This window comes from Mycobacteroides chelonae (assembly GCF_016767715.1).
GTDB lineage: Bacteria > Actinomycetota > Actinomycetes > Mycobacteriales > Mycobacteriaceae > Mycobacterium > Mycobacterium gwanakae.
This window is the reverse complement of the sequence record NZ_CP050145.1, coordinates 3397385-3415924: the sequence shown is the minus strand read 5'-3', so window position 1 is coordinate 3415924 and position 18540 is coordinate 3397385. Positions and strand designations below refer to the sequence as shown.

At 65.3% G+C, this 18540-nt stretch carries 17 protein-coding genes; 12 read left to right on the top strand and 5 right to left on the bottom strand.

Going from position 1 to position 18540, the window contains the following annotated elements:
• Positions 1 to 2: 2 nt before the first annotated feature.
• Together HBA99_RS16845 and HBA99_RS16840 are read right to left on the bottom strand one after the other, a co-directional pair.
• Positions 3 to 1880, bottom strand: a complete 1878-nt coding sequence (locus HBA99_RS16845) for an ArnT family glycosyltransferase (protein ID WP_070920208.1) — start codon at positions 1878 to 1880, stop codon at positions 3 to 5.
• An 80-nt stretch (positions 1881 to 1960) separates the two neighbouring features.
• The gene (locus tag HBA99_RS16840; RefSeq protein WP_030094136.1) at positions 1961 to 2626 is read right to left on the bottom strand and encodes an ACT domain-containing protein; all 666 of its coding nucleotides are present in this window, start codon (positions 2624 to 2626) and stop codon (positions 1961 to 1963) included.
• 43 nt (positions 2627 to 2669) lie between these two features.
• Between HBA99_RS16840 and gatC the strand changes: the two genes are divergently transcribed.
• The 7 genes from gatC (at position 2670) to gatB (ending at position 9287) form a co-directional block, all read left to right on the top strand.
• A complete protein-coding gene (gene gatC / locus HBA99_RS16835; protein ID WP_030094135.1) occupies positions 2670 to 2978 on the top strand; it encodes an Asp-tRNA(Asn)/Glu-tRNA(Gln) amidotransferase subunit GatC in 309 nt (102 codons plus the stop codon).
• The gene (gene gatA, locus HBA99_RS16830) at positions 2975 to 4456 is read left to right on the top strand and encodes an Asp-tRNA(Asn)/Glu-tRNA(Gln) amidotransferase subunit GatA (protein WP_070952213.1); all 1482 of its coding nucleotides are present in this window, start codon (positions 2975 to 2977) and stop codon (positions 4454 to 4456) included. Before gatC ends, gatA begins: the two co-directional genes overlap by 4 nt.
• A 96-nt stretch (positions 4457 to 4552) precedes the next feature.
• Positions 4553 to 4780, top strand: coding sequence for a hypothetical protein (locus tag HBA99_RS16825; protein WP_234798084.1), 228 nt, complete (start codon positions 4553 to 4555; stop codon positions 4778 to 4780).
• 5 nt (positions 4781 to 4785) lie between these two features.
• The gene (locus tag HBA99_RS16820) at positions 4786 to 5049 is read left to right on the top strand and encodes a hypothetical protein (RefSeq protein ID WP_131822829.1); all 264 of its coding nucleotides are present in this window, start codon (positions 4786 to 4788) and stop codon (positions 5047 to 5049) included.
• Positions 5050 to 5079: 30 nt separating this feature from the next.
• Entirely contained in the window at positions 5080 to 6576 is a 1497-nt protein-coding gene (locus HBA99_RS16815; RefSeq protein ID WP_070952214.1) for a carboxylesterase/lipase family protein, read from the top strand.
• A 38-nt stretch (positions 6577 to 6614) separates the two neighbouring features.
• Positions 6615 to 7646, top strand: a complete 1032-nt coding sequence (locus HBA99_RS16810) for an ATP-dependent 6-phosphofructokinase (protein ID WP_030094131.1) — start codon at positions 6615 to 6617, stop codon at positions 7644 to 7646.
• Between the two features lie 141 nt (positions 7647 to 7787).
• The gene (gene gatB / locus HBA99_RS16805) at positions 7788 to 9287 is read left to right on the top strand and encodes an Asp-tRNA(Asn)/Glu-tRNA(Gln) amidotransferase subunit GatB (RefSeq protein ID WP_057963711.1); all 1500 of its coding nucleotides are present in this window, start codon (positions 7788 to 7790) and stop codon (positions 9285 to 9287) included.
• A gap of 73 nt (positions 9288 to 9360) precedes the next feature.
• Here gatB and HBA99_RS16800 read toward each other — a convergent pair whose 3' ends face one another.
• Positions 9361 to 10554 carry a PQQ-dependent sugar dehydrogenase gene (locus HBA99_RS16800; protein ID WP_081347699.1) on the bottom strand — a complete coding sequence of 398 codons (1194 nt, stop codon included), beginning with the start codon at positions 10552 to 10554 and terminating at the stop codon, positions 9361 to 9363.
• Positions 10555 to 10624: 70 nt separating this feature from the next.
• On the opposite strand from HBA99_RS16800, the gene HBA99_RS16795 reads away from it, so the two are divergent.
• Together HBA99_RS16795 and HBA99_RS16790 are read left to right on the top strand one after the other, a co-directional pair.
• Positions 10625 to 11431: a DoxX family protein gene (locus tag HBA99_RS16795; protein ID WP_030094128.1), complete on the top strand. Its 807-nt coding sequence runs from the start codon at positions 10625 to 10627 to the stop codon at positions 11429 to 11431.
• Between the two features lie 215 nt (positions 11432 to 11646).
• Positions 11647 to 13341: an APC family permease gene (locus tag HBA99_RS16790; protein ID WP_057966961.1), complete on the top strand. Its 1695-nt coding sequence runs from the start codon at positions 11647 to 11649 to the stop codon at positions 13339 to 13341.
• On the opposite strand, the gene HBA99_RS16785 is transcribed toward HBA99_RS16790, so the two are convergent.
• Positions 13338 to 14510: an FAD-dependent monooxygenase gene (locus HBA99_RS16785; RefSeq protein WP_070952216.1), complete on the bottom strand. Its 1173-nt coding sequence runs from the start codon at positions 14508 to 14510 to the stop codon at positions 13338 to 13340. The genes HBA99_RS16790 and HBA99_RS16785 overlap by 4 nt on opposite strands.
• Positions 14511 to 14586: 76 nt before the next feature.
• Here HBA99_RS16785 and HBA99_RS16780 point away from each other — a divergent pair, with 76 nt between their 5' ends.
• Entirely contained in the window at positions 14587 to 15057 is a 471-nt protein-coding gene (locus HBA99_RS16780) for a MarR family winged helix-turn-helix transcriptional regulator (protein ID WP_064393521.1), read from the top strand.
• Here HBA99_RS16780 and HBA99_RS16775 read toward each other — a convergent pair.
• The gene (locus HBA99_RS16775; protein ID WP_070952217.1) at positions 15054 to 16529 is read right to left on the bottom strand and encodes a gamma-aminobutyraldehyde dehydrogenase; all 1476 of its coding nucleotides are present in this window, start codon (positions 16527 to 16529) and stop codon (positions 15054 to 15056) included. The two genes, HBA99_RS16780 and HBA99_RS16775, sit on opposite strands and share 4 nt — an antisense overlap.
• 122 nt (positions 16530 to 16651) lie before the next feature.
• Between HBA99_RS16775 and HBA99_RS16770 the strand changes: the two genes are divergently transcribed.
• Both HBA99_RS16770 and HBA99_RS16765 read left to right on the top strand, forming a co-directional pair.
• Positions 16652 to 17158 (top strand): Lrp/AsnC family transcriptional regulator, encoded by a 507-nt coding sequence (locus HBA99_RS16770; RefSeq protein ID WP_070933272.1) that lies wholly within the window; start codon positions 16652 to 16654, stop codon positions 17156 to 17158.
• Entirely contained in the window at positions 17155 to 18540 is a 1386-nt protein-coding gene (locus tag HBA99_RS16765) for an aspartate aminotransferase family protein (protein WP_030094122.1), read from the top strand. Before HBA99_RS16770 ends, HBA99_RS16765 begins: the two co-directional genes overlap by 4 nt.

Below are 18540 nucleotides of genomic sequence, written 5' to 3'. Positions count from 1 at the left end.
CCCTAGGGTTTCGGCGGAACCGACAGATCGAATACTCGTAGGTCGCCGTAATCCTTTGAGGAGAAGTGGGTTTCGACCCACTTCTGGACGTCATCGGCCACCCGCTTGGTGTCGCCGTCCTTCTGTGGTTGCGGTTTGTCCTGCTCCTTGTCTTTGTCCTTATCCTTGACGGATTCGGCATAGAACTGGACGGTGCCATCCTGCGTGTAATCGATGAACTGCTGCAGGGTGATGGGGTTGTCGCGGCCGGAGAATCCGCCGATCGCCATCACGGGTGCGTTGGTCTCCAACTGAATGGGAGCGGCGGTGCGGGTGTTGGTCGTCGCCACCGGCCATCTGGCGCCGGAATCCTTGATCAACGCCGCCAGTGCCGGATCCAGCGGCGTGGGTGCCTGGCCGCCGAACTTCTCCTCGTTGGCGATCGCCGGGCCGGACGTCGAGAGCCCCCCGACCTTCGGGGTGGTCACATTGGCGATGGTGAACGCGAGCGAGCCTCCCAATGAAACTGCAAGGGCCAGTGCGGCAATGGCATAGCGCAGGCGCGCGTTACGTTCGAGTGCGCCCAGGGCGAGGGCAACGGCCGCGACGATCCCGCCGATCAGCAGAAGCCAGCGCAGCCAGGGCAGCCAGGTCGGTATGCGCCGCAGTAGTACGAAGGCCATGACGGTGGCACTGAGCGTGAGCGCGCTCAGCCCGAACTTGCCGATGCGCTCGGACCGATGCCGCCACAACAGCACCGTGCCGATGGCCAGCGAACCGGCGATAGCAGGGGCCATGGCCGAGGTGTAATAGGGGTGGAACTGTTTGGCCATGTAACTGAGGATCACGTAGTTGGACACCATCCAGGTGCCCCACAAAACCAGGCCTGCTCCCGCGGGATGGGTGGTGATGGTGCGCAGGCGGCCCAACCAGCCCGCGGTCTGCGGCGTCCTGCTGACGATGACAAGTCCGAGGATCAGCGCGATGAACGCAGTGGGAAGCAGCCATGCGATGTGATCGGCCTGGGTGTCCTGGAACAGTCGGAAGATGCCCGGGGTACCCGAGAACGAAGGACCACTTCCCCGGCCGCCGCCCATCCCGTTCGAGTTGTCACCGAGCAGGCGGTCCAGGCCGTTGTAACCCACCGCCAGCGTCCATTCACTGTTGTCGGTGGAGTTGTCGACGTAGGGGCGACTGGCTGCCGGGGTCAGCGCGACGGCGGCCATCCACCAACCCGATGCGGCCAAGAGGGCGCCGGCCGCACCCAGCAGGTGCATAAGCGTTGTCTTCCAAGGCCATTTCGCGGATACCAGATAGGCCAGGAGCAGCGCCGGAGCCACCAGTAGACCTTCGAGTGTCTTGCACAGGAACGCGAACCCGATACCGACTCCGGCGAGCGCCAGCCAGCCGGCGGCACTGCGTGAGCGCTCGGAATCGATTGCACGCGTGGTGAAGTATGCGGCCACCACCATGCCAAACACCATGGGTGCGTCGGGATTGGAATGCCGGAACATCACCGAGACCACCGGGATGAGAGCGAACAGGGCCGCCGCGAGCAGGCCGGCACTCGGTCCGGCCTGCCGCCGTACCGTAGCGCGAATCAGTGCGGCGCTGACGATCGCGAGGATGGCCTGCGGGATCAGCATGCTGGCGCTGGAAAAGCCAAATATCCTGGCGGACAATCCCATCAACCACAAACCGCCGGCGGGCTTGTCGACCGTCACGTAGTTCTGCGGATCGAAGCTGCCGAAGAACCAAGCCTTCCAGCTTTCACTGCCTGATTGCACGGCCGCCGCATAGAAGGTGTTGGACCACCCGTTGTGGCTGATGTCCCAGAGGTACACCACGGTGATCGTCAACAGAATGGCAGCGAAGATGAGCCGTTCACGAGTCTGGCTCATGGACGCGTCGATGTCAGTCACGCCAGTGAGTGTGCAGGGCGACTCAGGGAATTGGCTGTGCCGTTCCTGTGAACAGGCCGCTATCGCACCAAGGTGGCGACGATCCCCGCCAGATAGCCGAGGCGGGCCACCTCCGAGGGCCGAAACTCCGGGCCGCCGGGACGGCCGAGGACCACGGCGGTGTCACTGGACCCCAGTGGCGCGGCGGCAAGCGTGGTGTCCATGTCTTTCCACAGCTGCGGTACCCATTCGGCAGCTGTTTCCAGGACCTGGGCCCGGCTCAGCGGTAGCCACGGGGCGGCGGTGGCCTGTGTTTCCGGGGCACCGGCGCTGCCCGCCACCCGAATGAAGCCACTGCCTTCCTGCCGCACCACGGTGCACCAGTTCGCGCGCAGCACATGCGGGGCCTCCTGGGCGAGCACTTCCAGGCGGGCGGATGACGCGGCGGCGGCCACTCTGTCGATCAGTTCCAGCTCGCGGTGTGCCTCCAGCAGCCCGGTGTGCGGGCGGATGGAATGCACATGCACCCCGTTCAAGGCCTCGGCGGCGGTGATCAACGAGTCGGGCATGGAACCGGGTGGCAGGTCGATGACCAGGTCATCGATGGCATACCCGGGACCGCGCTCGACGACGTCGAGGGACAGGATGTCCGCACCCACCGTGCCGAGCGCGACGGCGACCGATCCCAGACTTCCGGGTCGGTCGGCAAGTTGTAAGCGCAGCAGATAGGACGGCACGTCCAACACTGTGGCACAGGTCAGGTACGGCCGCCCTCTAGGCTATCTAGCCGTGAGCGCCATATCCCGTGACGAGGTCGCGCACCTGGCCAGATTGGCCCGGCTTGCGCTGACCGACGCTGAGCTGGATGGATACGCGGGGCAACTCGACGCGATCCTCGGCCACGTCAGCCAGATCAGTGCCGTGTCCACCGATGAGCTCGACGAGGTCGATGCGACGAGTTCTCCGCTTGATGCGGTAAATGTCACACGGCCGGATGTGATCGCCGACTGCCTGACCCCTGATGAGGCGCTGGCGCAGGCTCCTCGGGTGGCCGAGGGGCGTTTCGCGGTTCCGCAGATCCTGGGAGAAGAAGAGTGACCGACCTGATCAGGCAGGATGCAGCATCGCTGGCGACGCTGATTCATTCCGGCGAAGTGTCATCGGTTGAGGTGACTCGCGCGCATCTGGATCAGATCGCCAGTACCGACGAGACCTACCGCGCATTCCTGCACGTGGCGGGGGAGCAGGCCCTTGCCGCGGCCAAGGATGCCGACGACGCCATCGCACGTGGCGATCAGCCCGCATCGGGCCTGGCCGGTGTGCCGCTGGCGCTCAAGGACGTCTTCACCACCCGGGACATGCCGACCACGTGTGGGTCGAAGATCCTGGAGAACTGGGTTCCGCCCTACGACGCGACGGTGACCGCTCGGCTGCGTGAGGCCGGGATACCGATCCTGGGCAAGACGAATATGGACGAGTTTGCGATGGGCTCCTCCACCGAGAACTCCGCCTACGGCCCCACCCGCAATCCGTGGGACACCGAGCGCGTGCCGGGTGGCTCGGGCGGCGGTAGCGCGGCTGCGCTGGCCGCCTTCCAGGCACCGCTGGCCATCGGTACCGACACCGGCGGCTCCATCCGGCAGCCCGCGGCTCTCACCGCCACCGTCGGGGTCAAGCCCACCTATGGCACCGTGTCGCGGTACGGCCTGGTGGCCTGCGCGTCATCGCTGGATCAGGGTGGACCTTGTGCACGTACGGTTTTGGATACCGCACTGCTGCACCAGGTGATCGCCGGACATGACCCGCGCGACTCCACCTCGGTCGACGAACCGGTCCCCGATGTGGTGGCCGCTGCTCGTGCCGGGGCTGCCGGCGACCTCAAGGGCGTACGCGTCGGTGTGGTCTCACAGTTGCGTGGTGATGGGTACCAGCCGGGTGTGATGGCGTCTTTCGATGCGGCCGTCGAGCAGCTCACCGCGTTGGGTGCCGACGTGGTGGAGGTGTCCTGTCCGCACTTCGAATACGCACTTCCGGCGTACTACCTGATCCTGCCGTCGGAGGTGTCCTCCAATCTGGCTCGGTTCGATGCCATGCGGTACGGGATGCGCGTCGGCGACGACGGAACGCACAGCGCCGAGGAAGTCATGGCGCTCACCCGGGCCGCGGGCTTTGGCCCAGAGGTCAAGCGGCGCATCATGATCGGCACCTATGCGCTATCGGCCGGGTACTACGACGCCTATTACGGCCGGGCACAGAAGGTGCGCACCCTGATCAAGCGCGACCTGGAGCAGGCCTACGAACAGGTGGATGTGCTGGTCACCCCGGCGACGCCCACGACCGCGTTCCGGTTGGGGGAGAAGGTCGATGACCCGCTGGCCATGTACCAGTTCGACTTGTGCACCCTGCCGCTGAATTTGGCCGGGCATTGCGGAATGTCGGTGCCCTCGGGACTATCGGCCGACGACGGGCTGCCGGTGGGTCTGCAGATCATGGCGCCCGCCCTCGCCGACGACCGGCTGTATCGGGTCGGGGCGGCGTATGAGACGGCGCGTGGGCCGCTGCCGTCCGCACTGTAGAGATTCACAGGCAATTAGTAGGGATCCGGCCCTTCCGGGGCAGCAAGAGCTGTCATATTTGCATATATGCATATGATGGCCAGGTGCAGTGGTGCAGTGATCGCCGTCAGCGTGGTGGCAGCGGTGCCGGCGGCGTTGGCGATTTCGCAATCGGTTCCCGCGACGCCGCAGACGAAGATCCAGTGCTCGGTGCAGACCGATACCACCTGCGATCACTCCGGCGATCCTCATCTGACGGCGCGACCGAACCCCGGCAACATGGTGCCGCGGGCGACCATCCCGCAGACAAAGACACGCCCCAGCACAGTCTTGCCGCGAGCGTGACCGGCATGACGAGGATGTCGATACGTCGGATGGCCGCGGCCGGTGCATGCGCGGCCGTTCTGGCTGGAGTGGTGGTGACGAGCCGCATCGAGGCCCCGCAGGCGGTAGTGCAGGTGAAACCGGCCGCGTGCAGCGGATCGACGGAGCCCGACTGTCTCGCTCCCGGCGACAATCACTTGTCGTCGGCGCCTGATCCGGGGAACGCGCCACCGCAGGCCACCATCGTGACAACCAGGCCAGGCCCCACGGCAGTGCGCCCGGGGCGGTGACCACCCGCGGCGGGAGCTAGGTTGGCATCCGTGGCAGCGGCGCTGAAGCGAGTGCAAGTCAACAGCGGCATTGTTGAAGGCTTTGTGCGGCGTGGAATGCGCCGTTTCCGGGGAATCCCCTATGCCGAACCGCCGGTAGGGCTGCTGCGGCTTAAGGCGCCGCGTCCCGTGCAGCCCTGGGAGGGCGTCCGGCGCTGCACGAGATTCGGTGCGGTGCCCTACCAGCCCAAGGTGTTCACCCCGCAGAAACGTCGCAGCGAGAACTGTCTGACACTCAATGTGGTGACGCCGGAGGAACTACCCGACGGTCCGTTACCGGTGATGTTCTACATCTACGGCGGTGGGTATTTCCTCGGTGCCAGTGCCTCGCCTCCCTACGAGGGATCGATACTGGCGCGTCGCGGATGCGTCTATGTGTCGGCCAACTATCGCGTGGGGGCGCTGGGCGCCTTCGATCTGTCCTCGCTGTCTGATGCCGAGCACGTCATCGAAAGTAACGTCTACCTGCGTGATCTCGTGCTGGCCCTGCAGTGGGTTCGCGACAATGTCCGGGCCTTCGGCGGAGATCCGGACAATGTGACCATCTTCGGCGAGAGTGCCGGCGCCAGCGCCGTCGAGACGCTGATGACCACCCCCGCCGCCGCGGGGTTGTTCCACCGCGCGATCATCCAAAGCACCGCCAGTGGCCTGGCCGCCGGCGCCGACACGATCGCGCATGAGGCCCGGCGATTCGCCGAACTGCTTGGGGCTGGCCCTGATAACGCTGCCGAGACGGTCATGAACGCCTCGCCGCGGCAGCTCCTGCGTGCACAGCGCAAGTTGATCGCCGAGGGTGGATTTCCATTCGGGCCTTCGGTCGATGGCGACTACTTGCCAAGCGCTCCCGTCGATGCCATCGAACGCGGTGATGCGCAACGAGTTCCGCTGATCATCGGAAGTAACGCCGATGAAGCCAGGCTTTTCACCAAGGCCATCAAGGTGATGCCGCTATCTGAAGCCGAACAGCTGGAGATTCTTGCGCGCGGAGGCCCTGGGTATCTCGAGCGGATTGTTGGCGCCTACCCGGGATATCCATCGAAGGAAGCCCGGTTGCGGCTGGCTGGAGACATGTTCTTTACCTCTTCGGTGTGGCGGATCGCCCGGGCGCATCAGCAATTCGCACCGGTTTACGTGTACCAGTTCGACTATGCGCCCTGGCCCGTGCGGGCCGCCGGCCTGAACGGCTCGCATGCCACCGAGTTGCTCGCGGTCTTCGGCAATTACCGTGGTCCGGCCGGACCGCTCTTGGCGGGGAGCTTTACTCATCGTGATGCCTCGCGGGTGGTCGACGATGTGCAAGAGCGCTGGGTGGCGTTCGCGCGCAACGGTGTTCCGAGCGAGGACTGGCCGGCATACCGAGGACCGGACTGGCCGGTGATGGTCTTCGACCGTGTGACATGCGTCGAGAAGAACCTCGGCGTCGACCGCCGTGATGTGTGGGCGGGGTTCACGCTGAGCGCCCCGCAGCGTCCACCGAAGGCGTCGTAGCGCTGCCGCCCGGCCATGTCACGGGCATGATGGGGCCTATGCGTATCGGAGTGCTTACCGGTGGCGGCGACTGTCCCGGGCTGAACGCCGTCATCAGGGCGGTCGTACGGACCTGTGCCAACCGCTACGACTCGCAGGTCGTGGGATTTCAGGACGGCTGGCGGGGTCTGTTGGAGAACCGGCGCATCCAGCTGGCCAACGATGACCGCAACGACCGGCTGCTGACCAAGGGCGGCACGGTGCTGGGCACCGCCCGCACCAATCCCGACAAGCTGCGTGCCGGGCTGGACCAGATCAAACAGACCCTCGACGACAACGGGATCGATGTGCTGATCCCGATCGGTGGGGAGGGCACGCTCACCGCGGCGAGCTGGCTCGCCGACGAGAATGTCCCCGTGGTTGGGGTGCCCAAGACGATCGACAACGACATCGATTGTACCGATGTCACTTTCGGGTTCGATACCGCGCTGACCATCGCCACCGACGCCATCGATCGGTTGCACAGCACGGCCGAATCGCATCAGCGCGTCATGCTGGTGGAAGTGATGGGCAGGCACGCGGGCTGGATCGCCCTGCACTCCGGACTGGCTTCCGGTGCGCACATGACATTGATCCCCGAAGTGCCGTACGACGTGGAAGAGGTGTGTCGACTCATCAAAGGCCGCTTCCAGCGTGGGGATTCGCATTTCATCTGTGTGGTGGCAGAGGGCGCCAAGCCGGCCGAGGGCTCAATGGAGTTACGCGACGGCGGAATTGACGAGTTCGGGCATCAGCGGTTTACCGGAGTGGCGCAGCAGCTGGGTGTGGAAATCGAGAAGCGCATCAACAAGGAGGTGCGCACCACCGTGCTGGGCCATGTGCAGCGCGGCGGCACCCCGACACCGTTCGACAGGGTGCTCGCCACCCGATTCGGAGTGAACGCCGCGGATGCCGCCCATGCCGGTGAGTACGGGGTGATGGTGTCGTTGCGGGGCCAGGACATCGGACGGGTGCCCCTGTCCGAGGCCACCCGTCATCTCAAGCTGGTCCCCAAAAACCGCTACGAGGACGCTGCGGCCTTCTTCGGCTGATCGGGCAGGTTCGCCGAGCGCATACGTGGTGTGGATGATGCACGCGATTCACCTCCGTGCGGTATGCGCTCGACGGAGGGGCCTGTTGGGTAGGGCCAGCTCAGCCCTCGGGCGGCAAAGCCGACCTATTAGGATCGCAGCATGACAGAACTGCTGGACTACGACGATGTGCTGACCCGATACGAGCCGGTGCTCGGCATGGAGGTCCACGTCGAACTGTCCACGGCCACCAAGATGTTCTGCGGCTGCCCCACCACATTCGGCGCGGAGCCGAACACCCAGATCTGCCCCGTCTGTCTGGGGCTGCCGGGCTCGTTGCCGGTGGTCAACGAGAAGGCCGTCGAATCGGCCATCCGTATCGGGCTGGCGCTGAACTGTGAGATCGCCCCGTGGGGCCGGTTCGCCCGCAAGAACTACTTCTACCCGGACCAGCCGAAGAACTACCAGATCTCTCAATACGACGAGCCGATCGCGTTCAACGGGTACCTGGACGTCCCGCTCGAAGACGGCACCACCTGGCGGGTGCAGATCGAGCGCGCCCACATGGAGGAAGACACCGGCAAGCTGACGCATATCGGCAGCGAGACCGGCCGCATCTCCGGGGCCACCGAATCCCTGCTCGACTACAACCGGGCGGGCGTGCCGCTTGTCGAGATCGTCACCAAGCCCATCGAGGGCACCGGGGAACGTGCTCCGGAGATCGCCCGCGCCTACGTCACGGCGCTGCGGGACCTGTTGCGCGCGTTGGACGTTTCCGATGTGCGCATGGATCACGGGTCCATGCGCTGCGATGCGAATGTGTCGCTGATGCCCACCGGCGCCGACCAGTTCGGCACCCGCACCGAGACCAAGAACGTCAACTCACTCAAGAGCGTCGAAGTGGCGGTGCGCTACGAGATGCGCCGCCAGGCAGCTGTTCTGGATGCGGGTGAGGACGTCATTCAGGAAACCCGGCACTTCCTGGAGCAGGACGGCTCGACCAGTGCGGGGCGCCGCAAGGAGACGGCCGAGGACTACCGCTACTTCCCGGAGCCCGACCTGGAACCCGTCGCGCCCAGCGGCGAGCTGATCGAGCGGCTACGCGGCACCCTGCCCGAGCTGCCCTGGCTGCGGTTGGGGCGCATTCAGCAGGAATGGGGCGTCTCCGATGAGGTGATGCGCGACCTGGTGAACAACGGCGCCGTCGAACTCGTACAGGCCACCGTCGTCGAGGGGGCCAGCAGCGAGGAGGCGCGTTCGTGGTGGGGCAACTACCTCGTCCAGCAAGCCAATTCGCGCGAGGTCGAGCTGGCTGAGCTTCCCATCACGCCAAAGCAGGTGGCCGCTGTTGCCGCGTTGATCAACGACGGCAAGCTGTCTAACAAGTTGGCGCGCCAGGTGGTCGACGGTGTGCTGGCCGGAGAGGGCGAGCCCGAGCAGGTGATGACCGCCCGCGGGTTGACCGTGGTGCGCGACGATTCGGTGATCCAGGCCGCCGTCGATGAGGCATTGGCGGCCAACCCCGATGTCGCGCAGAAGATCCGCGACGGCAAGGTGGCGGCCGCGGGCGCCATCGTGGGCGCGGTGATGAAGGCCACCCGGGGGCAAGCGGATGCCGCGCTGGTCAAGGATCTGGTGCTGAAGGCCTGCGGCCAGGCGTAATCACACGCTGACTGGCGACTTCTCGCGACAAAGTGCGAGTGAGCACCGCGAAAAGTCGACAGTCGGCGAGGAATTAGTCCAGGTCGTCGTTGGCGCGGGGGAATCCGCCGCCCTTCGGGAACAGCGGGAACACCACGTCCTCGGTGGGGGTGGCGGTGCCGAAGTCCTTGTTGATGGAACCGCCCCAGACGTTCCCGTCGGCCGAGAGCTTGAGCGCGCGTACGTGACCGTGCTGCTCTTTCTGGCGGAGCACTTCGGGATCGCCAGTGACCGCGCCGGTCTCCGGGTTCTGGCGCACCACGACGGTGGTCTGGTTGAAGACCAGGTTGACCATCACCGAGCTGTCCAACGCGGCGCAGCCCGCCACCCCGGGTTTGTCGGGCCAGGTCCAGACTGTCGTGATCTTGCCGTCCTTGGTCAGCTTTTGTAGCCGGTCGCCGACGGGGGAGCGGTCGGTGACGTATAGCGCGCCGTTAGCAGCGTCCACGCACATCGATCCGCCGTCGCCGAGGCCGCTGATGGCGGTGGTCGGTGCGGCCTGGTCGATGGTGGTCGGCTGTTCGATGCGGATCACCTTGCCGGCCAGCGAGTTCGGATCATTGGCTGCGGCCGGATTACCGCCGGTGCCGGTCTGGACCACCAGCGTGGTGGGGCTGATGAACGCCAGCGATCCGGCATTACCGTTGGGGCCCTTCGGAATTCCAGTGAGAATGTCCTTGGGCACATCGCCGTCGGCGATGCGGATCACCCGGTTGTCGGTGGGGGTACTGATGTAAGCGTACATCAGCCGGTCCTGCTGGTATGAGGGGGAGAGCACGATATCGGACAGTCCACCGTCCCCGGAGGGGTCGACGGGGATGGTGGTCTTCACCTTCGGCTCGGCGCTCGTCGCGATCTCTTTGACGGCACCCGTCGCCCGCTCGGCGACCAAAGCGGTCTTGCCATCGCTGCCCATGATGAGGCCGCTGGTGGCTTCCAGGCATCCCTGCATCACGCCGTCGGCGGCGCACTGCTTGGGAAACGGTTTACCCGGCAACGGTGGCGGCGGGGTGGTCGTGGTCTGGGCAATCCCGCGGCTGGGGACCTCGGTGAACGGCTGATCCTGGGTGGGATCGAACCGCACGCAACCCGAGAGCAGGGTCACCGTCCCGGCCAACGCCGCCACCGAACCGACAATCAGTCTTCTCCCCGATGGCTCATTGGTCGGTCCCGTCGTGGGATTTGGCCGGATGTCGCCGGCCCTGCGGCTCCGGCAGCGAATGAGCATGCCCGCAAGATTACGGACCTTACGGCGTTGCTCGCCACATTCAGGCCTCCAATGGACTTACTCTTGGGCCGTGACCGGTCATTCGGACGATCCGCAGGTGTGGCGTAAGCCGCCCGAACTGGTCGACCCTGAAGACGATGTGCCGTCGGCCACCTATGGCGGCGATTTCGAGACCACGGCAATCCCGCATTACCAGGGGGAAAAGCTGACGAGCTCCCACGACGTGAAAGAGGTTGGACCGTTGTACGATCCAGCGCCGCTGCCCTATGCCGAACCTGCCACCACCCAGATATCTTCCGAGGCGGTGCAGGCGCGACATGCTGCGCCGTGGGGCACCCAAGACCCGACGGGCGACCGTCGCGGCACCCAAGACCTTGGACTGTTGTTGCTGCGTGTCGGCGTGGGCGCGGTGCTCATCGCGCACGGATTGCGCAAGGTTTTCGGCTGGTGGGGCGGCACCGGCCTCAATGGTTTCGAATCGACGCTGACTGATCGCGGCTTCAAGTACGCCGACATCCTTACTTATGTCGGTGTCACCGCAGAGCTCGGCGCCGGGGTACTGCTGATTCTCGGTCTGCTGACGCCGCTGGCGGGGGCGGCCGGGCTGGCCTTCATGGTCAATGTGCTGCTGTCTGACATGGTGTCCGACAAGGCGAACCGGTACGCGATCTTTTGGCCCGACGGGCACGAGTTCGAGCTGTTGATGATCGTCGCGCTCATCGCGGTGATCCTCGTAGGCCCTGGTCGGTACGGGTTTGACGCCGGAAGGGGCTGGGCCCGCAGGCCGTTTGTGGGCTCCTTCGCCGCGCTGCTGCTGGGCCTGGGTGCCGCGGCTGCCATCTGGGTGTTCCTCAACGGAACGAACCCACTCGCTTAGATCACCCACTCTCGCCGACACGTGATATTTGGTGTCGGCGACAGAAGTGCGGCGTAACCCGTAGTTTCGGCGGCGGTTCAGTGCGCCGATGAGGCGACGACATTGTTGCCGAATCCGGTGCGAAACCGATATTTCATGACGAATTCCGCTCTTGATGGGCGAAATGTCAACGGAAAACGTATTCTGCTCGCAGTCCGCCAAGCGAGGAGACGCGTATGAGCTCAGATAACCCCGTCGAGAGCAAGGGACTCAGGGGCGGCGCGATGGGGCTGCTGTCCAGCGTTGTCGTCGGGCTGGCGTCCACGGCACCGGCCTACAGCCTGGCCGCCACCCTGGGGCTGATCGTCGCCAGCGGCGGCGCCCTGCTCGCCGGCGTCAAGGCGCCCGCCATCGTGCTGATCTCGTTCATCCCGATTTATCTGATCGCGGTGGCCTATCAGGAACTGAACAAGGCCGAACCGGACTGCGGGACCACGTTCACCTGGGCGTCGCGCACCTTCGGGCCGATCGTCGGATGGCTGGGCGGCTGGGGGATCATCGCCGCGGACGTCATCGTGATGGCCAACCTGGCCCAGATCGCGGGCGCCTATTCGTTCACCTTCGTCGGCGACCTGGGCTGGTCGGCGGCAGCCAGTCTGGCTGACAGCACCCTGTGGTCCACAGTGGCGGGCGTTCTGTGGATCGTGATCATGACGTATATCTGCTACCGCGGTATCGAAGTCTCGGTGCGCTTGCAGTACGGACTCTTGCTGGTCGAGATGGTTGTTCTGGTCGTCGTCTCGATCATCGCGTTGATCAAGGTCTACACCCATAACGCCGAGGCCTACTCGCTGCTGCCGTCCTTGTCCTGGTTCTGGCCCGGGGGCTTGGACTTCGGCACCGTGATCGCACCGGCAGTATTGACGACGATCTTCATCTACTGGGGCTGGGATACCGCGGTGGCCTGCAATGAGGAGTCCGATGACCCCGGACGTACGCCCGGGCGCGCCGCGGTGCTGTCCACCTTCCTGTTGCTGGCCACCTACGCGCTGGTCAGTGTGGCCGCGGTGGCCTTCGCGGGAGTCGGCACGGAGGGGATAGGCCTGGGTAATCAGGAGAATGCGGCGGATGTGTTCGCGGCTATCGGTCCCGAACTGTTCGGTGACAGCTTCCTCGGACATGTGGGGATGCTCTTGCTCTCCGCCTCCATCCTGACGTCGGCCTCGGCCTGCACCCAGACCACGATCCTGCCGACGGCCCGCACGACCCTGTCGATGGGTGTCTACAAGGCCCTACCGGAATCGTTCGCCTCGATCCACCGCACGTACTTGACGCCGACCACCTCCACCGTGGCGATGGGTGCGGTCTCGATCGCGTGCTACGTGCTCTTTACGATCATCAGCACCAACCTGCTGACCGCGCTGATCGGATCGGTCGGCCTGATGATTGCTTTCTACTACGGGCTCACCGGCTTCGCGTGTGTGTGGTTTTACCGTCGGACGCTCACACAGAGTGCTCGCAATTTCATGATGCGAGGTGCGATCCCGTTGCTCGGTGGAATCGCGCTGACGGTCATCTTCGCTTACGGACTGATTCAGTACGCCAAGCCCGACTGGCTCATCGATGATGCCGGTAACAACGTCACCGTCTTCGGATACGGAGCTGTGGCGGTGGTCGGTATCGGCGCGCTGGTGCTCGGCGTGGTTGTGATGCTGCTGTGGCGGGTGGCCGCGCCGCCGTTCTTCCTGGGGGAGACGTTGCCGCGGCGCAGCGCCGATTTGGTGCTGGCTCCGGCCGGGGCCACCGCCCACTTCGGGGTGCCCGATGCGGTCGAGGCGCAACAGACCGTCATCGCCGGCGATCTGTCCAACCTCCCCGAGGGTGAGGTCGCGGTGAATCCGCAGACGGGTGAGGAGTTCACCAAGGATTAGAGCGAGGCCAACGCCGCCTCGGCCGCCGCGGCGGCGTCGTAGTCGGGTATCCAATCACCGGCCAGGATCGCGGTGAGTCCGGCGGCTTGCTCCTGGGCGCTGAGATCGGTGGCGCGGTAGATCGCGCCCGCTTGGCGTGCGTTCTGCTGAATACGACTTGTGCGGTCACGCCGCAGGGACTCGTACAAGGCCAGCCGCTGGGGGACATCGGCCACCGAAGCGCCCGCGAGAACGGTGGCGAGCACGACCGCGTCCTCGATCGCCATGTTCGCGCCCTGGCCCAGATGCGGGGTTACCGGGTGCGCGGCGTCGCCGAGAAGGGTGATGCGGTCAGTTGACCATCGGCCCAACGACTTTCGATCGTAAAGTCCCCACCGGAAGGTTTCTGGAAGTGCGTCGATAATGGCCGGAACGGGGTGTGCCCAATCCGCGAACTCCGCCGCGAGGGCCCGCACATCACCCGGTGCCGTCCACGATTCCTCGGCATCGAGATCGGTGGCCGTGAAGGCCACGATGTTCAGCAACCGCCCTCGGGAGACCGGATAGATGAGGAAACTGCGCCCAGGGCCGAGCCACATCTGCATCCGCTGGAGGTCGACGGAGTCGTCGAGGCGTTCGACGGGAATCAAACCGCGGTAGGCCATGATGCCCTCGCTGGACAGCTCAACGGGGCCTGCGACTATCTGCTGCACCGCCGAGTGGATGCCATCGGCACCGACGACGATGTCGGCGTGCTCCTCGGAGCCGTCGGCGAAGACGATGCGGGCTCCTTCGGCGGTTTCGATCACGTCCTGGCAGGGGCGCCCGAGGTGGACGGCCCCGGCGGGTAGTGCGCCCAGCAGCGCCTGTTGTAGTTCGCCGCGGTGTACGGGCAGGGAGGTCACCGGGCGTCCCGGGGTGACCGACGGCCACGCAGGCGGCACCGGGACATCTTCTCCGTGCCAGGTGCTCCACACGGTGCGTTCGATATGCGTGCCGACCTCCCGTACCCGATCGCCAAGGCCCACGGCATCGAGTGCGCGCTGGCCGTTGTTCGCGACGACGACGCCCGCGCCCACCTCGCGCAGTTCGTGCGCCTTCTCATAGACGATGACGTCGATACCGTTGGCGCGCAATGCCGCCGCTGCAGTGAGCCCACCGATTCCGGCGCCGATGACCGCTACACGCATGTTCGTGTCCTTTCGTTGGCTTCGACAATAACGTTAGCATGCTAACTATTGTCATGCTAACCCTTAGACTGTCGGGGTGCCAGGACAACCGAGCGGAAACAGTGCCCGTGAGATCGAAGAGCTGGTGGCGGCCACGGACGCGCTGTACTTCGCGATGCGCCGGGGGCGAACGTCGCCCGCGGGGACGCAGGCGGGGATGAGTCGCTCGCAGCTCGAGCTGCTGGCACCGCTACTGGACCGGGAATCGATGTCGGTGAGTCAGCTGGCCGGGACGGCGGGAGTGGCGGTGCCGACGGCCACGCGCGCGCTCAAGCAGTTAGAAGAACGGGGTGTGGTCGAACGCACCCGCTCGGCGTCGGATGACCGGTTGGTCCTGGTGGGCTTGACCACCGCCGGGCGCACTCGGGTGGTCAACGCACAGGTGGCCTTTCGGGCACGGCAGCACGCGGTCTTCGCCGAATTGGCGGGTGCTGACCGCCGTGCGATGACCACGAGCCTTACCCGGCTCGCGGCGCTCATCAACGACAACTTGGACGCGCGGCCCTAACGTTTCGCGAAAATAGTTCGGTGCCAGTCCTTTTCGGCGGTACCGGTGATGTCGCTCATCACGTGCTTGATGGTCAGATACTCCTCAAGGGAGTAGTCGGACATGTCCTTGCCGAAGCCGGACGCGCCGAATCCGCCGTGTGGCATCTCGCTGACGATGGGGATGTGGTCGTTGATCCACACGCAACCCGCCTTGATCTGGCGCGAGGCCCGCTGCGCGCGGTAGACATCGCGCGTCCATGCCGAGGCGGCAAGGCCATAGGCGGTGTCGTTCGCCTGCCGTAGTGCGTCGTCGTCATCGGAGAATGCGCGCACGGTGAGCACCGGGCCGAAGATCTCGTCGCGGTAGGCCTCGGATGTCTCCGCGACATCGGCGATCAGGGTGGGCCGGTAGAAGAATCCCGGCAGATCGGGTGAGCTTGCACCGCTGACGATTCGGCCGCCCTGAGCGGGGGCGCGGTCCACGATGCTCGCGACTCTGGCGCGATGGGGGGCCGAAATGAGCGGTCCGATATCGGTGTTCGGATCCAAGGGATCGCCGACGACGATCTTGTTCATCACCTCGCCGACTCCGGCGACGAAGTCGTCGTACAGATCGCGGGCGACGATCGCCCGGGTCGCGGCCGTGCAGTCCTGGCCGGAGTTGATGATCGCGCCGGCGACCGCGCCCTGAATGGCGGCATCCAGGTCGGCGTCGTCGAACACGACGAAGGGTGCCTTGCCGCCGAGCTCCAGCTGTGTTCGATGCCCATGAACGGCGGCCGCGGCCATCACCTTTCGGCCGACAGCGGTGGACCCGGTGAAGGTCACCAAATCCACATCGGGGTGGCCCGCGAGGGTGCTGCCCACGTCATCGCCGCGTCCGGTGACAACGTTGAGCACACCATCGGGCAGCCCGGCCTCGGTGGCCAGGCGTGCCAGCGTCAGTGTGGTCAGCGGTGTCAGCTCGCTGGGCTTGATCACCACCGTGCACCCCGCCGCCAGTGCGGGCAGCACCTTCCACACCGCCATCTGCAGCGGGTAGTTCCACGGGGTAATGGTGGCGACCACCCCGGCGGCCTCGCGCCGGATGCTGGAGGTGTGGTCGGGCGAGTATTCGGCCGTGGCCTTACCATCCAGATGTCTTGCGGCACCCGCGAAAAACTCGACATTGTCGATGCTGCCGGGCACATCGAACTCCGATGCCAGGCGCACCGGCTTACCCGTCTGGGAGACCTCCTCGGCCACCAGCGTGTCGGCGTTGGCTGCCATGGCGGCGGCCAGTTTGGCCAGGACAGCGGCACGGTCGGCGGGGGTTGAGCAGGCCCAGCCGGGCCCCGCGGCCCTGGCTGCCGCCACTGCCGCATCGGCGTCGTCGGGGGTCGCCAGGCTTAGTTCGGCGACGGTTGTCCCGGTCGCGGGGTTGATCACGCGATGCGTATCGCCGCGGGTTGTGACGAGGCGGCCATTGATCCAGCTGCTTGGTGCGCTCACCTGGCCACGGTATCGAAAATCGGTGCTTTAAGCCACGGATTCCATCGTCAATAGTCCGCTCTTAACGGTAATTCGTCGTAAAACATTGCAATGGATGACGGAATCCGTGCACAATCGAGTTCGTGACCAACACGAAACGGCGTCTGTTGCGGGTCGCCGATCCGGGTAACGGCTCGGCTGCATTCCAGCTCGATGAGGCTTCCAAAGCGATTGTCGAGGAGCTTCAGCAGGATGGGCGGCGCCCATACGCGACCATCGGTAAGTCGGTGGGCCTCTCGGAGGCGGCGGTGCGTCAACGAGTGCAACGCATGATCGACGCCGGTGTCATGCAGATCGTGGCGGTCACCGATCCAATGCAGCTGGGGTTCGCGCGCCAGGCCATGATCGGCATCAAATGCTCCGGTGACACCACTGAGGTGGCCGACCGGCTCGCGGAGCTGGATGCGGTCGACTACGTAGTGCTCACTGCTGGAACCTTCGACGCGATCGTCGAGGTGGTCTGCGAGGACGACGACGACCTGTTGGTTCTGCTGAACAAGCAGATTCGTGCCGTGCCCGGGGTGACCTCCACGGAAACCCTGGTTTATCTGAAACTAGTGAAACAACAATACAATTGGGGTACACGGTGACAACCGTCGATGTAGCACACGAGATCTCCGGCGACCTGCAGGAAAAGGCGTCCCGCCATCTGTGGGGCCACTTCGCCCGCCACGGTGAGGGCATATCGCCGCCCATCATCACGCGCGGTGAGGGCGTGCGGATCTGGGATGACCGCGGTAAGAGTTATCTCGACGGTCTTTCGGGATTGTTCGTCGTGCAGGCCGGGCACGGCCGCACCGAACTGGCGGAGGCCGCCGCCCGGCAAGCCGAGAAGCTCGCGTTCTTCCCGCTGTGGTCCTACGCCACCCCGACCGCGATCGAGCTGGCCGATCGGATCGCCGGGTACGCCCCGGGCGACCTGAACCGCGTCTTCTTCACCACGGGCGGGGGAGAAGCGGTGGAAAGCGCGTGGAAGCTGGCCAAACAGTTCTTCAAGCTGACCGGTAAACCTGGTAAGCACAAGGTGATTTCGCGCGCCATCGCGTATCACGGAACCCCGCAGGGCGCATTGGCCATCACCGGTCTGCCGGCGTTCAAGGCACCCTTCGAACCGCTGACCCCGGGCGGATTCCGCGCACCGAACACCAACTTCTATCGGGCCCCGGAGGCATACGCCCACGATCCCAAGGCGTTCGGGCGCTACTGTGCCGACCGGATCGCCGAGGCGATCGAATTCGAGGGACCCGACACGGTCGCGGCGGTCTTCCTCGAGCCTGTGCAGAACGCGGGCGGTTGCTTCCCGCCCCCGCCCGGCTACTTCGAGCGGGTGCGGGAAATCTGCGACGAGTACGACGTGCTGCTGGTGTCCGACGAGGTGATCTGCGCCTTCGGCCGTATCGGATCGATGTTCGCCTGCGAGGATTTCGGATACCAGCCGGACATCATCACCTGTGCCAAGGGCATGACCTCCGGGTACTCGCCGATCGGGGCGATGATCGCCACGGACCGTCTGTTCGAGCCGTTCAACGACGGTAAGACCACCTTCCCGCACGGATATACCTTTGGCGGACATCCTGTTTCGGCGGCGGTGGCTCTTGCCAACCTCGATATCTTCGAACGGGAGGGCCTCAACGATCGGGTGCATGAGAACGCCCCGGTGTTCCGGGCCACCCTGGAGAAGCTCCACGACCTGCCGATCGTCGGTGACGTGCGCGGTGAGGGGTACTTCTATGGAATCGAATTGGTCAAGGACAAGACGACCAAGGAGACGTTCAGCGGCGAGGAGAGCGAGCGGCTGCTGCGCGGCTTCCTGTCTGCCGCGCTCTGGGATGCTGGCCTGTACTGTCGCGCCGACGACCGCGGCGACCCGGTGATTCAGCTTGCACCGCCGCTGATTTCGGGGAAGCAGGAGTTCGATGCGATCGAGCAGATCCTGCGCGGGGTGCTCACCGAGGCGTGGGCGCGGTTATAG